Origin of the sequence: Mogibacterium timidum ATCC 33093 (assembly GCF_000525775.1) — a bacterium.
Classification (GTDB): Bacteria; Bacillota; Clostridia; order Peptostreptococcales; family Anaerovoracaceae; genus Mogibacterium; species Mogibacterium timidum.
This window is the reverse complement of the sequence record NZ_JALU01000013.1, coordinates 1-14,235: the sequence shown is the minus strand read 5'-3', so window position 1 is coordinate 14,235 and position 14,235 is coordinate 1. Positions and strand designations below refer to the sequence as shown.

Below are 14,235 nucleotides of genomic sequence, written 5' to 3'. Positions count from 1 at the left end.
TGCGAGTTTATAATTCGATCTTATCCAGCACCTCCCGGAAATACTTCGGCACCTCGCTGGAGAACTCCATATACCCGCCGGAACTTGGATGTACGAAGCCCAGCAGCCTAGCGTGCAGGAGCTGCCCTGTCAATCCGAAGGGTTGCTTCTTAGGTCCGTACAACGCGTCGCCAACAAGCGGATGTTTGATTGATGCCATGTGGACTCTAATCTGATGAGTCCTGCCGGTCTCCAGCCTAGCGGCTATCAAGGTGTACTTGCCATACCTCTTCAGCACTCTGATATGAGTGACCGCATCCCTCGAACCTGCTCCGTTTACTGCCCTTCTGAGCCTATTGATGTCATCTCGGCCGATAGGCGCGTCTATGGTCAGCTTATCCTTCCTGATATTGTCAAAGACCAGCGCTATATACTCTCTGGTCACCGAATGTACCTTGAGCTGCGCTGTGAGCGACTCGTGAGCCTTGTCATTCTTGGCTATCATGAGCAGTCCGCTCGTGTCCTTATCTATCCTGTGCACAATCCCCGGCCGGATTGCCCCGTTTATAGACGACAGCGAATCACCGCAGTGGTACATAATCGCATTGACCAGTGTACCATCGGGATTGCCTGCAGCCGGATGCACAACCATTCCGCGCGGCTTCTCTACCACTATCACGTCATCATCTTCGTAGACTATATCTATCGGGATATTTTCCGGGGCAGCGTCGATTGACTTAGCCTCCGGTATATTGATAGTGATGCTCTCACCTGCCTTGACCTTGTATTTCTTGGCTACCTGCCTGCCGGAGACGCTGACCTGACCGTCCTCGATGAGGTTCTGTGCATAGCTCCTCGAGAGGTCGGTCGCCTCGCCTATGTAGGAATCAAGTCTCTTACCCGCATCGGCTGCTCCCGGGGTAAGAGTCTTGACCTCAGCAATCGGCCCTCCCGCTTGCAGCAGGTCATCAGGTTGCAGCAGGTCATCATCAAGCTCTGCAGCTTCCTTCAAATCCACATTTTCAGCACCCTGCAGCCGCTCGTCACGCTCCGCATTCTCCTGTATTTCCTTAGGCTTTAGCATTTTTTATCTCCCCGAGTATCACCCATAGTATAAGCAATCCACATCCGACCGTCACGCATATGTCGGCTACGTTAAATACGGGAAACCGTCCTACCGAGATCATGTCTGTCACAAACCCTATGACCGTTCTGTCGATGAGATTACCGATTCCGCCGGACACGATCAGCAGTGCTCCGAGCTCCGCTACTCTCTCATTATTGCGCCTGAGATACACCAGAAATGCTATCCCGGCTAGAATTGTTATGATGGGCAATATTACTGTGATAAGCTGCGAATTCCGGAATAAGCTAAAAGCAGCTCCCCGATTCTGGACGTATGTAATATCCAATACGCCACGGAACACGGGGAGCGTTTCTCCAATCTCCATGCGGCTTCTCACAGCGAATTTAGTAATCTGATCTACAATCAGCAGCCCACTCGCTATAATTACCAATATCATTTATCTTCTCTATTCTACTTAAGGATAATAGTGTCGTCGATTGTGCCCTGCTCCTTAGCAAGATTCTTGAGGCTCTCGCTGAGGTCGGAAACTGTAGCCTTGTCAGCCTTCTCCTCTGCCTTGTCCTCGTTCTTCTTGATAACTAAAGTATCCTGAGTTACTGCAGCGTCGTCTCCGCCAAATGCAGTCCTGAGCTCCTTGTCGATGTCAGGAATATCACTTCTGTCCAGATCAGGAAGCAGACCGTACTCGTCATTGTCGAGCTTCTCCATCTCAAGCTTGAGCATTGCAGCGTAGTTGCCTCTGAGTCGCTCAACCTTCTGCTTGAGAACCAGATGCTCGTCGTTGAGCTTCTTAACCGTTGTCTTAGCCTCCAGAAGCATGCTCTCAGCCTCCAGCTCAGCATCTCTCATCATGAGCTCAGCCCTTCTCTCAGCACTTGCCGATATATCTGCCATAAGTCTTTTAGCTGTCTCAAGCGTATCCAGCATAGCTGTGTCGGATTTCTGCGATTCCTCAAGCTGCTTCTCAAGGAACTTAATCTTGTGAGCCATATTTCTGTTATCGTTTAGAACCTTCTCATAGTCAACGATGATAAGATCCAAGAACTCATCGACCTCTCTGGAATTATAGCCCTTCTTGTCACGAGTAAAATCTTTCTTATCGATATCTATTGGCATTATCATAGTATCGCTACCTTCCCTTCTATTCTTTCTTAATCAAATTAATAACATCACGGCTTCCGCCTAAAAAATCATTAGAATTATCCTAATAAGTATTTTCTGAACTATCTCAATGAGGAAAAATGCAATCAACGGCGAAAAGTCGACCATCATGCGGGAATCCCCACCTCTATTGATGAACCTTCTTATAGGATCAACCAGCGGCGCTGTGAGCTGCGTTCCCATCTGATATAGGCCTCTGACGGTTTCGCTTGCTCCCGCAAACCAGCTGAGTATGGCTGTAACCACCAAAAGCATCTGCAGTATCGAGCAGAACCATGAAACAGCCCTGATCAGAATCAGTTCCATCGGTTACCTCCAAGGGCTGCTCTTCTCGCCAATCTGCCCGTTTTCGGCACTCTCGCGATTAACCTTAGCAGCTATATCAACATTAGCAGGTGCAAAGATGAAAATGTTGGATGTGACTCTCTGAACATTTCCATTAAGAGCATAAGTCGCACCGCTGAGAAAATCAAACATCTTGCGAGCAAGATCGGTCTCAACGTGCTCAAGATTGATGATTACCGGTTTTCTCGATTTTAGGTTGTCAACGAGCTTGGTACACTCATCGAAGTTCTTAGGCTCGATCACCAGCATCTTGAAAGGTCCTGAACCGTTCATCGAATAAGCCTTGTTCTGAGGGCCCTTCGAGATAAGCGGCTCAATCTTGTCATAAGATGCGTCTGATTTGTGGATGCCGGTCTCAGGCCTGGACTGACTCATAGGCGCGGCAGGCTTATCACCGCCTCTCATCTTATTCATCTCTTCAGCAATCTCATCCTCCGAAACCTCAATCTCGTCTTCTGTTTCCATTCCGATTGCCGCTTTAAAGGCATCTTTCAAACCCATGGCTATTTCCTCCATTTACGTCAATTAATATTTATATCATTATATGCCCAATTTTCATTTTTCAATGAAAACTGCGTGAGATTTTCTCACTCCATATCAATTTATTTTACCATATTAACGGTAGTCGCGCTGTCCAAAAATTGAACTTCCCACCCTTACAATCGTAGCACCCTCTTCAATTGCAATTTCAAAGTCTGCGGACATTCCCATCGACAGCGTGTCGATGGGAGCGCGCGCTGTCGGCAGCTCGGAATTCCGTAGCTTATCGTAAATTGATCTCGCCTCTCTGAAATATTTACGAGAATCCTCAGGAGTGTCTCCCCTTGGCGGAATACACATGATACCGCGCACCCTGATGTGGTCACAAGTATTGACAATCGAAGCTACGAGTTCAAATACCTCAGCCTTAGCAATTCCCGTCTTGGATTCCTCCTCAGCCAGGTTAATTTCAATCAGGATGTCCATAACCAAATCAGCCGCAGCAGCCCGCTTATCAATCTCCTTGGCCAGCTTGATCGAATCCACCGAATGAATCATCGTCACCTTGTCGATAACCTGCTTGACCTTGTTGGTCTGCAGATGCCCAATCAGGTGCCACCTTTCAGGGTAGATCTCGTCGTATTTGCTTAGCAGCTCCTGTACCTTGTTCTCACCGAAGTCAGTCGCACCGGCGTCGAGAGCCTCCTGCAGCTCTGACGGCACATGCTTTTTAGTTACCGCCAGCAACAATACATCCTCCGCCTTCCTTCCGACGCGCTTGGCAGCTTCATTCTTGCGCTTCAATATCTCCAGATAATTCTCCCTGATACTCATTATTTGCTAACGTCCTTTGCTTTCCTGATGTCGCGTTTGCTCGGCGATTTCACAACTTCATCATACGTGCTTATCGTCTTGACGTAATTACCCTTGCTGTCCATATAGATATCTTCAAACACTGCCGCTTGCTTGCCGTTGTCGGCCTTGATACTGACCGGCTTAAACTGCAGCCTGCCAACCTTGTCCTTGGTCACTACGCCCTTATTGCCGTTTTTCTCTACGATGCTCCTCGTCTCTATTACTACTCCATCCGAGCCGGCCGCCGTTATTTTGGCATTCTCCTGTCGTCCCGAAATGAATCTGTCAAAATACTGCCTGGAGCGCAGAACTATCCTGACATTAGCGGAGTCTTTCTTGCTCTTTTGCACATCTTCGACAATCGCGTCCATCTTCTTGTCGCCAATTTCAATCTTGACGTTCTGTCCCTTGGCATAATGCTTAGCGACATCCCTATCTGCGTAGAACACATACCACCAGCTGCCATTTTCAATTATCTTAAACACAGGATCGCCCTTTGCAACCTTCCCTTCGCTCAGCTTCTCCGGCTTGGCCTTGCCGAGCTTATCGAGCTTCTTTTCCGTCAGCTTGTGTATATTGCTTTCGTTCAAATATTCCAGACCATCCACATTGTAGCTCACATAGCCCGGGTGCTCTGCGTTGCCGTTAACGGTATTTACAACCCGATCCTTATCCATTTTCTTGATAATCGCCGCAAAATCCTTGTTGCCCTTGTCCGCACCTTCGCCGGAGAGCTTAATCACGTTGGTTGTACCCTTTATCAGCTCCCCTTCGTTCACGGAGTGCTTTACGGTTCCGGCCTTACCTGCCGTGTATACAGTCTCATTTCTGACCATATAGCCATCTGCGTCATCCTGCACTTCAACGCTGCCGTACTTAGCAACGTAGGACCTGTCAAAAAGGCCTGCCACCGGCGGCAACACATACACGATTACCATGACGGCAAACAGTGCTATCACATATATAACTCCCCAAAATACGGCCTTTTTCTTCATCATGCACACCTCTACGGAATGATTCTACACGAAACAACGTATTATAACAATATTTTATAATGTTTCTAATCAACGCATCCGCAGCGGCGCTCTTTACTCTTACGCTCAGCGCTACTGCAATGTCTGCACCGGTGTCGGCGCATAAGCGCTTTATACCTTTGCATTGGTTGCATTCGACAAAGACAGACAGTTCTTCCCCGGAGCCGGTACAGCAGCGTTTTATAATTTATACAACCGGTTCAGCAGCGATGCATCTTAGCAATTATTGCTATTTGAGTGGCGGGTTAATCTCAGTCTGACATTCGTCTATTATCGATTTGATGAGAAGGCGTTCCTTCTTGGGATAAGCCTTCTCGTCTGCTCGGAATTTCCGGACGAAGTCTGCCCATAGCTCCGGTCTTCGCTCTCTGGTCAGTCTCATAGACTGTTCAAATCTCCAGAGCTCAATCTTCCGATGGTCTCCGCTGAGCAATACATTCGGCACATCGCCCTCGGTCATCGACCTCGGTCTGGTGTACTGTGGATACTCCAGCAGGCCGGAATATATCGATTCCTCCATCACTGACTCATCGGACGCCAATACACCCGGCACGAATCTCGCTACAGTATCAATCAACACCATAGCGGGCAGCTCTCCGCCGGTCAGCACATAGTCTCCGATAGAGATCTCCTCGGCGGAGAGCTCGGCGAGGGCGCGCTCATCCACGCCCTCATAATGACCGCACAGGATCGTGAGCTCGCCCTCGCCTGCAAGCTCCGCAGCCAGCTGCTGCGAGAGCTTGCGCCCGCGCGGCGACATGTAGATAGTTCTGCCTGCGAACTCATTCTGCCTGTAGCAGGTGATAATAGGCTGAACCTGCATAAGCATGCCCGCGCCGCCGCCAAAAGGCGTGTCGTCGACGCGACAATGCTTATCCTCAGTATAATCCCTAATATTTACAATATTCAGCTCGATAATTCCATTATCGGCAGCTCTTCCCAGCATGCTGGCTTTAATCGGCTCAAACATCTCCGGAAACAGCGTCATAATATTAATCTTCATCTATCAGTCCCGGAATAACAGCAATCTCAATAACTCCATCCTCAAGCGACACAGCCTTGACAAAGGCGTCCACATAAGGAATCAGCACCTTGTCTCCGTTTCCTCGCTCTATTTCAAGTAAGCTCTGCGAAGTGTTGTCAATGATATCACTCACGGTTCCAATCGCAGCTCCGCTATCACAATCGCGAGCTTCAAGCCCGATCAGGTCTCGATAATAATAATGTCCATCTTCAAGCTCTGCCAGCTCACTCTCCGGTATGCACAGCTCCGCTCCGGTCAGCTTCTCAGCAGCAGTCCTGTCCAGAACTCCGCTGAACTTGACAACAGGCTTGCCCTTCTGATAACGAACAGCCTCAACCTCAATTTCTGCAGAGTGTCTCACTCCATATACCGAATTATCATCAACGCCTGCACTGAATCTGTCGGCATCTATCAGAAGCACCGCGCCCTCATACAGGTTCTCGGAATCGTCCGCATAGAGCAATACCCTTACCTCGCCCTTGAGGCCAACCGCAGCACCAAGCCTGCCTATATTTACCATAGTCCTGTCATTTGCAAGAGACATAAGTACCTCCGTACGCCGCACTGAACACACACTTCACATTTATAGTTCTTTATTATAGAAATAAGCATGCGTGAACCACGCATGCCTTGATAATGATAATTGTCCGAGTCGCGCTACTCTTCAACGATATCAACAGTGACTCTCTTGTTCTGCTTGATAGCAGCTGCCTTGACAACAGTTCTAATCGCCTTGGCAATACGTCCCTGTTTGCCAATGATCTTACCCATGTCTTCCTTAGCGACACTGAGCTTAATCACTATTTCGTTGCCATGATCCTCTTCGGTCACAACAACATCGGCAGGCCTTGATACTAACGCTTTGGCAATTGATTCAACTAAGCCGGCCATCATCTACTTCCTTCCTTACTTCAAGCAACCCGACTTCTTGAGCAGAGCTCTAACAGTGTCGGTAGGCTGTGCGCCGTTAGCGAGCCACTTCTGTGCAGCCTCGTTATCAATCTTGATCTCAGCCGGATCCTTTAGAGGGTCGTAAGTACCGATCTCCTCGATAAATCTTCCGTTTCTTGGAGTTCTGGAATCGGCAACTACAACTCTGTAGAAAGGCTTCTTGTGAGCTCCCATTCTCTTCAATCTGATCTTAACCATTTGTTCCTCCTGATTATCTTATAAAATATAATTTTATGCTCAACAAAATAAATTTGTTTTAAGCTAACCCATTAGTCCTCTAAAAAGTCTATTTTTCTTGAGTGCCTTAGGATTATTAAACTGCTTCATCATCGCTTTCATCTGATCAAATTGCTTAATCAGCTGATTGATGCTCTGTACCGTCTGACCGCTGCCGGCAGCGATACGCTTTCTTCTGCTGGCATTGAGAATATTAGGGTTCTCGCGCTCTTCGTTAGTCATCGATTGGATGATTGCCTTCATCCTATCCAGATCCTTCTTGCCTTTTTCAAAATCTATCTGCTTCTTGTCAGCCGCCGAAATACCGGGAATCATATCGATAAGCTTAGCGATTCCGCCCATCTTGTTGATCTGTCCCATCTGGTTGAGGAAGTCGTTGAGGTCGAATTGATTCTTCCTGAACTTTTCCTCCATCCTGGCAGCTTCCTCTTCAGAATACGCGTTTTCAGCCTGCTCGATAAGGCTCATCACATCGCCCATCCCCAGGATTCTGGAAGCGATTCTATCCGGATGAAATGGCTCGAGAGCGTTATACTTCTCGCCGGTACCCATGAACTTGATTGGCTTGCCCGTAACCATCTTGGTCGAGAGCGCAGCACCTCCACGGGAGTCACCATCCATCTTGGTCATGATGATTCCATCAATTCCAAGTGTCTCATTGAAACCGGCTGCGATATTTACCGCATCCTGACCTGTGAGAGCGTCCACCGCAAGCAGGATCTCATGCGGCCTGATACCCTTTTTAAGCTGAACAAGCTCATCCATAAGGGCTTCATCTATCTGCAGACGTCCCGCTGTATCAACAATCAGTACATTACAGCCCTTGCGCTTCGCCTCTTCGACAGCAGCTTTTGCGATGGCAAGCGGTTCATTAGACTCCCTCAGCGTAAACACGGGAGTATTGACCGCCTTGCCCACTACCTCCAGCTGGTCGATAGCTGCCGGCCTATATACATCGCACGCGCACAGCATAGGCTTCTTACCGTTCTGCTTGAGCCACGCTGCCAGCTTTCCGCAGGTTGTGGTCTTGCCGGTTCCCTGAAGACCGACCATCATATATACTGTGAATCCGCTTGGCGAATATGTGAGCTTGCTGTTCGCACCGCCCATCATGTCCACGAGCTCTTCCTTCACGATCTTGAGCACTTGCTGCCCGGGAGTCAGGCTCTTGAGCACATCCGCACCCATAGCCTTGTCCTTGATTGTAGCGACGAATTGCTTTACTACCTTAAAGTTAACATCGGCCTCAAGCAGCGCGAGCTTAACCTCGCGCATCGCCGCATCGATATCCTTCTCGCTTACAACGCCCTTGCCTCGCAGATTACGAAATGTCTCTTGTAGCTTTTCCGATAATCCTTCGAATGCCATCTCTTCCGTATCTCTCCATCTCGCTGCTCATCCGCGGATTAGCAGCCATCTCTATCTTATAAATCCAAAGCCTTATGCAAAATCTCGTTCATCCTCGCAAGCGCACCGTGCAGCTCAGCATCATCATCTATCGACTGCATCTTCTCCACCAGCGAATCAGCTTCTGCCACCAGTTCATTGTTGTTCTTCCACACCGCAACAAGCCCGAGCGCATCTTCGTAGTTCTCAAGTATGCCCTCCGCCTTCTTGAGCGTATAATGCACCCCCTGCCTAGTCATCCCGAGCTCCTCGGCAATCTCCGTCAGAGACAGATTGTCCTCATGGTACAAATCCATAATCTCTCTTTTGCTGTCATCGAGCAGACCACCGTAGAAGTCATACATCAAGCTTGTATATTCAACATTGCTTATACTTTCTTTCATACCGTAAGACTATACCATAACAAAAAGAGGGTGTCAAGCATTCCTCTTGACACCCTCTAAAGCACTTATCCCACTACTCAATTGGAGATCATCTCCGACAAATTACTATCTGTACACCGGACCTTCCTCCGTATCTTGAAGTGTATACGCTAATTCTAATCTGTTACTAAACCTTTGGTCTGCCCTCCACAGTTATAAGCAATAGCCCTTTCCAAATTACTTACTAAACCTTTGGTCTATCCTCCACAGTCATAAGCTTTAACCTATTCCGAAATCTTACCTAAACCTTCGGTCTACCCTCCACAGTTATAAGTATCAACATATCTCGAAATCCATTACATAATCATTGGACCATCCTCCAAAACTCTTCTCTTTCTTATCGCCTATATTATACAACAGTTTATATTTTTTTGCACTATATATTAAAAATTTTTATTGGTTTCATGCTCATTTCATGTTCGCTCTTTACGAAACTCGCACATCGCTTGCAGTTCTAACTGTCTTGTGCTCTCTCATAGCTTCCAGGTCCTCCGCCGAATACTCTACAGCAATATCAAGGTGCTTTCCGAATTGCTCTCCGTACTTCTTCTTGTTTATCGCAAAGAACACAGCCCCCATCAGAGCCCAACCTCCGGCCATCAGCCACTCCTGCGTTACCAGCGTACTTCCCGAACCGGGAATCAGGTACATCGAAACCATTCCACCAGACAGCACGGCTGCCATAATTCCTACGAATTTGTAATGTTTTACTCTATATGGTCTTGGCATCTCAGGAGCCTTTTTCCTCAAGATCAGGAACGAAATCGATACCATGCAGTATGCCAGGCAGCAGCCCAAGTTTCCTGCGTCGCATATCCACACCAACATCTGCCTACCGGCAAGCGGCGCGAACATCGAGATAACTCCGATAAGCAAAAGTGCATTTACAGGAGTCTTAAACCTTGGATGCAGCTTCGCAAAAGCCTTTGGAATCATATTGGAATCCGCCATCGAGTACATCGCACGGCTTCCGCCTATCATAAACGAGTTCCAGCTCGTAACGATTCCGCAAAGCCCGCCGATGATAACCACATCGGCCATTGCCTTGGTTCCATATGCTTTAGCCATCGCATCCGCTGTTACCAGCCCTGCACCCTTCATCGATGCACTGATCTCCGAAGGATTCATCAGGTATCCAACCGCAATTATAACCAGCGCGTAGAACGCTACCGCCATAATTATCGACATGATCAGTATCTTGCCTATCTTTTTGAGCGACCCCTGAATCTCCTCCGCTGCCTGAGGAATTACGTCGAATCCTATGAAGAAGAAAGGTGTCATAACCGCTACGTGCATCACGTGGCTGATGGCCGACTGATTTCCTCTTCCCGCAAAAAGCTGTGGCATCAGGTTGCCTATATCTCCGCGTACTGTCGACGTTACGATGAGCAGAACGCCTACGCTAAATATTATAGCCGTCAAAATAGTCTGCACTATCGCAGCCGTCTTGGCACCGAGTATGTTGATAAACGTCATAAGCGCAGCCGTAGCAACCGCAAGGGCAAGCCAAGATGCATAGATGTCAAACCCGGCAACCGTATACAGATATCCCTTCAGGAACCTTGGAAATATATACGACACGATCGTCGGAAACGCGCAAGCCTCGAAGCACACAACTCCGACGTAACCGAGGATAATCCCCCAGGTACATATGAATGAACCAACCGCTCCCATGGCCTTGTAACTAAATACATGTTCGCCTCCACACTGCGGCATCGCTGCAGTCAGCTCAGCATATGTGAGACCGACAAAGAATATCATAATTCCACCAAGCGCAAACCCGATTGCCGCGCCAAGCACTCCGCCTCTGTGAATCCAATCACCGGTCGAAATGACCCAGCCCCAGCCAATCATAGCTCCAAATGCAATTACCAATATATCTTTTGAAGATAACACCTTATCGAACTCAGATTTTTTGGTCATTACTGACACATCCTTTCAAATAATTCAATATCTGCATTAATCGCAATATATAATTTCCTTTTCCAATTGAGATTCTCATTCAAAATCGAATCCCTGATTCGCCACTATGTGCGAGTGACTATATTTAATGCCAACACTATTGTATCTCAATGTTGGCACTTTGTCAAAGAAAAATTATTCCCACCCGCTTATGATGCTATTTGTGCCCTAAGATGTTATAATCATAGGCGATAATTTACGAGGAGGTTCTTCATGTCTACAATCGAAGATACAAGGGTATATGAATCAAGATATCAGCAGATTGCTGTCGAAATGGCTGAAAAAATCGCTGAAGGCTGGTACGAGGTCGGAGATCGAATTACTTCCAGATCCACCATCGCCACCACTTTTCATGTATCCCCTGAAACAGCTCGCAAAGCAATGCAAGTTCTCGTAGATATGGGAATTGTCACTGTAAAACAGGGCAGCGGCACATATGTTGCTTCTCGCGAAAAGGCACAACTGTATTTTGAGAGGTTTCACGATTCGATATCCATTGCACAGACAAGAGAACAGATTGTCGATGCCATAGCTACTCAGAGGCGCAATCTCGAGAACCTTGCAAAGCTTCTTGATGATTTGATAGCACGCAATGCAAGAGATCACAACACATCATATCTCAAGCCGCACGATATGAAGATTGATTCTAACTGCAACTTTATCGGTAAATCAATCGGTGAACTCAACATATGGCAACAGACCGGCGCAACTATTGTGGCAATAAAGCGAGGAGAAGAGACAACAATATCACCTGGCCCATACGAAAGAGTCAAGGATGGCGATGTGCTTCTATTTGTAGGGAACGACTTATCCAGGCAAAAGATGCTCAACCTGTTCAATTCGCCTGATCCAAATCCGGCATTGCTGTCTGAACAAAGCAACATAACTAAGTTCTGATATTGCCTAAAACGATTAAGACAAGCTCTATAGCTGCTTAATTTCTACTTCTGCATACGGCGACGCCGGTAGTCAAAACTGAAAGGATAATAGAGGCGATGGCGAGAGTGTGAGCAAATACACTTATCGTCGATCACCAAGATTGATTCTCTCAAGCCAATCGCCTCATTTCTCCTCATTGTAATCCGTGTTTTGGGTTCAACACGACACCCTTGCACACTTCAATCACACAACCTTTTACGATTTCGGATTTATCTGCATAACCGTACCTTTGTCCTGTTTTCATCAATAAAGAAATATTAACTAATGTACTAAGCTTTACAAATCAATTTCTTCAAAATTCTTCATCGCTCTTCGATATGATAACAATGTACATAACGCAAACATGATGATGCCAATTGCCAATATGACAACCTGTAATACGTTTAAATCGGAAGGCTCATTCAAACTTTCTAAACCGGGAATATGATGCAGCACCTCCCCCACGGTTATTACAATAAAATTTACTAAGCAGAATAGTATAAAAGGTTTCCCGATCTTGTAAGCTGTTTTAAAAAAGCCTGCGAGAAAAATACTGTTAAATGACGCAAATACAATCATCATATATCCAAGATAAGCTGCATTTGCATTCATCAATTGATTTGTAACATAAGGAGCGGCATTTCCCAAGAATTTCATTCTAATAATCGTTAGCAATGCACATAAAATAAAAGACATCAATTCGATAAACAGAACAAATAGATATTTAGCTGTAACTACGTCTTGTTTCTTAACCGGCAGCATAACCGTATATGTAATATCATCGTATTCACGAATCTGCTGGCAAGTATGAAAAATGCCAAGACAGATAAAAAAAGAACCGACAAGAATGGGATATCTTGGAATCATTGTCATAACCGAAAAGACAATAAAACAATAGCTCAAAGGATTTGCTGATAACTTCATTTCCTTATAAAGAAGTTTTTTCATCATAGATTCACCTCTTCTCTTTCGATATACACCATAATATCTTCAAGTGTTGGTGCACCACCTATTTCCCTTGTATAATAACGGATAAACTCTTCTTTTTTCGTAGATAAAAGCAATTCTCCATTTTTGATGTAGGTGATAGTATCCGCACATTTCTCTAAATCACTGGTAATATGTGTAGAAAACAAGATCGCTACACCTTTTTCGGCAAGTTGTCGAAAAATTTCATTCATTTCATCTCTGGATACCGGATCAAGTCCACTCGTCGGCTCATCCAAGATTAAAAGCCTTGCATGATGAGAAAGAGCCAATGTTAGATAGAATTTTACCTTCATCCCCTCAGAAAGCTCTATGATCTTCTTGTTTTCGTCAAGCTTAAATGCAGCAAGGTAGTGATGATATGCCTCATTGTCCCAATTTTCATAGAAAATACGTGTAATGGCTACAATATCCTTTAACTTTTTTCTTTTATAATAATTGATCCCACCTACTGCATAACTAATCTGCTGTTTGATCTTATCCTCATTGTTCAGATAATCCATTCCAAGAATATGAACACTGCCTGCTTCGGGATGTACAAGGTTCAAGATAGATTTTAGTGCCGTAGTTTTGCCTGCACCGTTTCTGCCTATGAACCCCATAACTTCACCCGCCTCAATATTAAAGCTGATAGGTTTTAGTTCAAAAGCCGGATAGATTTTCGTCAGATTATTTACCTCGAGAATATATTCCATATCATTCATCCTCTTTTTCTTCAAAAGCTACTTCCATCAAGTGTGCAAATGTTCCTTTTGGAGGTATAGCAATACCTCTTTTTTCATCACCGAGAAGCAGAATGGTATCACCGGGTTTAATATTAAATATTTCCCGTGCCTGTTTCGGTATTACTATCTGACCTTTTTCACCAACTGTAGCTGTCCAAGCATATTTACCTTTTGGTGTTTTCACGATAATCGGCCTCCCTTTAATACGACTAATATAACTTATATGATTTGTATGATTTGTATGATTTATTATACTATAAAATCTCAGAAAAACAAGTATTGCTGATGTATCCTATTCTCATCACAGCTTTTCAAATTGGTTAAAAAAATAGACACCTCATATTTGAAGCACCTAGATTTACTAATATTCGATTTATATTGGAAGTGTATTTTTAAGCTCCACCTTTCAAGGGGAAGCATCGTACAAAAGCTCATTTATGCGTGGTAATCCGGTAGTAAGGTGTTGGTTTTATCTTATTACAGGTTATATTTACATCGATTCCGATGTTTATGCGCATGCAGTTTTTATATCGCATCCGGTGTCTGTGCGCATAATCGAGACTTTCTGATATTTTTTGGCATAAAAAAACCGGCGACGTCCTAATTTCCCAGGCAGCTTCCCACCAAGTATCTTCAGCGCTAAAGAGCTTAACTTCTGTGT

Annotated in this window: 18 protein-coding genes and 1 rRNA gene; 1 reads left to right on the top strand and 18 read right to left on the bottom strand. The window is 45.8% G+C overall.

Annotated elements, in window-relative coordinates; genetic code table 11:
• Positions 1-7: 7 nt before the first annotated feature.
• From HMPREF0581_RS03015 to HMPREF0581_RS02950, 14 genes are all read right to left on the bottom strand, one after another.
• The gene (locus HMPREF0581_RS03015; RefSeq protein ID WP_036380386.1) at positions 8-1,063 is read right to left on the bottom strand and encodes an RluA family pseudouridine synthase; all 1,056 of its coding nucleotides are present in this window, start codon (positions 1,061-1,063) and stop codon (positions 8-10) included.
• Positions 1,050-1,502 carry a signal peptidase II gene (lspA, locus tag HMPREF0581_RS03010; protein ID WP_036380385.1) on the bottom strand — a complete coding sequence of 151 codons (453 nt, stop codon included), beginning with the start codon at positions 1,500-1,502 and terminating at the stop codon, positions 1,050-1,052. Before lspA ends, HMPREF0581_RS03015 begins: the two co-directional genes overlap by 14 nt.
• A 14-nt stretch (positions 1,503-1,516) precedes the next feature.
• Positions 1,517-2,188 (bottom strand): DivIVA domain-containing protein, encoded by a 672-nt coding sequence (locus tag HMPREF0581_RS03005; RefSeq protein ID WP_009643890.1) that lies wholly within the window; start codon positions 2,186-2,188, stop codon positions 1,517-1,519.
• A 60-nt stretch (positions 2,189-2,248) separates the two neighbouring features.
• Positions 2,249-2,533: a YggT family protein gene (locus tag HMPREF0581_RS03000; protein ID WP_009643887.1), complete on the bottom strand. Its 285-nt coding sequence runs from the start codon at positions 2,531-2,533 to the stop codon at positions 2,249-2,251.
• A gap of 3 nt (positions 2,534-2,536) precedes the next feature.
• A complete protein-coding gene (locus HMPREF0581_RS08250) occupies positions 2,537-3,073 on the bottom strand; it encodes a cell division protein SepF (protein ID WP_009643908.1) in 537 nt (178 codons plus the stop codon).
• A gap of 114 nt (positions 3,074-3,187) precedes the next feature.
• On the bottom strand, positions 3,188-3,886 hold the full coding sequence (locus HMPREF0581_RS02990) for a YggS family pyridoxal phosphate-dependent enzyme (RefSeq protein WP_009643899.1): 699 nt from the start codon (positions 3,884-3,886) through the stop codon (positions 3,188-3,190).
• Positions 3,886-4,905 (bottom strand): HlyD family efflux transporter periplasmic adaptor subunit, encoded by a 1,020-nt coding sequence (locus tag HMPREF0581_RS02985; protein ID WP_036380384.1) that lies wholly within the window; start codon positions 4,903-4,905, stop codon positions 3,886-3,888. The genes HMPREF0581_RS02990 and HMPREF0581_RS02985 overlap by 1 nt, the downstream gene beginning before the upstream one ends.
• Positions 4,906-5,170: 265 nt before the next feature.
• Positions 5,171-5,944 (bottom strand): tRNA (guanosine(37)-N1)-methyltransferase TrmD, encoded by a 774-nt coding sequence (gene trmD, locus HMPREF0581_RS02980; protein ID WP_084645326.1) that lies wholly within the window; start codon positions 5,942-5,944, stop codon positions 5,171-5,173.
• Positions 5,934-6,509 carry a ribosome maturation factor RimM gene (gene rimM, locus HMPREF0581_RS08245; protein WP_051426905.1) on the bottom strand — a complete coding sequence of 192 codons (576 nt, stop codon included), beginning with the start codon at positions 6,507-6,509 and terminating at the stop codon, positions 5,934-5,936. Before rimM ends, trmD begins: the two co-directional genes overlap by 11 nt.
• 113 nt (positions 6,510-6,622) lie before the next feature.
• On the bottom strand, positions 6,623-6,856 hold the full coding sequence (locus tag HMPREF0581_RS02970; protein WP_009643898.1) for a KH domain-containing protein: 234 nt from the start codon (positions 6,854-6,856) through the stop codon (positions 6,623-6,625).
• A 15-nt stretch (positions 6,857-6,871) separates the two neighbouring features.
• The gene (gene rpsP / locus HMPREF0581_RS02965; protein WP_009643892.1) at positions 6,872-7,114 is read right to left on the bottom strand and encodes a 30S ribosomal protein S16; all 243 of its coding nucleotides are present in this window, start codon (positions 7,112-7,114) and stop codon (positions 6,872-6,874) included.
• Between the two features lie 63 nt (positions 7,115-7,177).
• On the bottom strand, positions 7,178-8,521 hold the full coding sequence (gene ffh / locus HMPREF0581_RS02960) for a signal recognition particle protein (RefSeq protein WP_036380382.1): 1,344 nt from the start codon (positions 8,519-8,521) through the stop codon (positions 7,178-7,180).
• Between the two features lie 56 nt (positions 8,522-8,577).
• Complete coding sequence (locus HMPREF0581_RS02955) at positions 8,578-8,943, bottom strand: sigma factor-like helix-turn-helix DNA-binding protein (RefSeq protein ID WP_009643879.1); 366 nt, start codon at positions 8,941-8,943, stop codon at positions 8,578-8,580.
• Positions 8,944-9,408: 465 nt separating this feature from the next.
• A complete protein-coding gene (locus tag HMPREF0581_RS02950) occupies positions 9,409-10,905 on the bottom strand; it encodes an APC family permease (protein ID WP_036380381.1) in 1,497 nt (498 codons plus the stop codon).
• Between the two features lie 252 nt (positions 10,906-11,157).
• On the opposite strand from HMPREF0581_RS02950, the gene HMPREF0581_RS02945 reads away from it, so the two are divergent.
• Positions 11,158-11,841, top strand: coding sequence for a TrkA C-terminal domain-containing protein (locus tag HMPREF0581_RS02945; RefSeq protein WP_036380380.1), 684 nt, complete (start codon positions 11,158-11,160; stop codon positions 11,839-11,841).
• 318 nt (positions 11,842-12,159) lie between these two features.
• On the opposite strand, the gene HMPREF0581_RS02940 is transcribed toward HMPREF0581_RS02945, so the two are convergent.
• From HMPREF0581_RS02940 to rrf, 4 genes are all read right to left on the bottom strand, one after another.
• The gene (locus tag HMPREF0581_RS02940) at positions 12,160-12,813 is read right to left on the bottom strand and encodes an ABC-2 transporter permease (protein ID WP_242835192.1); all 654 of its coding nucleotides are present in this window, start codon (positions 12,811-12,813) and stop codon (positions 12,160-12,162) included.
• On the bottom strand, positions 12,810-13,568 hold the full coding sequence (locus HMPREF0581_RS02935) for an ABC transporter ATP-binding protein (protein WP_330371653.1): 759 nt from the start codon (positions 13,566-13,568) through the stop codon (positions 12,810-12,812). The genes HMPREF0581_RS02940 and HMPREF0581_RS02935 overlap by 4 nt, the downstream gene beginning before the upstream one ends.
• Entirely contained in the window at positions 13,546-13,758 is a 213-nt protein-coding gene (locus HMPREF0581_RS02930; RefSeq protein WP_036380378.1) for an AbrB/MazE/SpoVT family DNA-binding domain-containing protein, read from the bottom strand. Before HMPREF0581_RS02930 ends, HMPREF0581_RS02935 begins: the two co-directional genes overlap by 23 nt.
• 403 nt (positions 13,759-14,161) lie before the next feature.
• A 5S ribosomal RNA gene (gene rrf / locus HMPREF0581_RS09115) occupies positions 14,162-14,235 on the bottom strand; the annotation flags it as partial.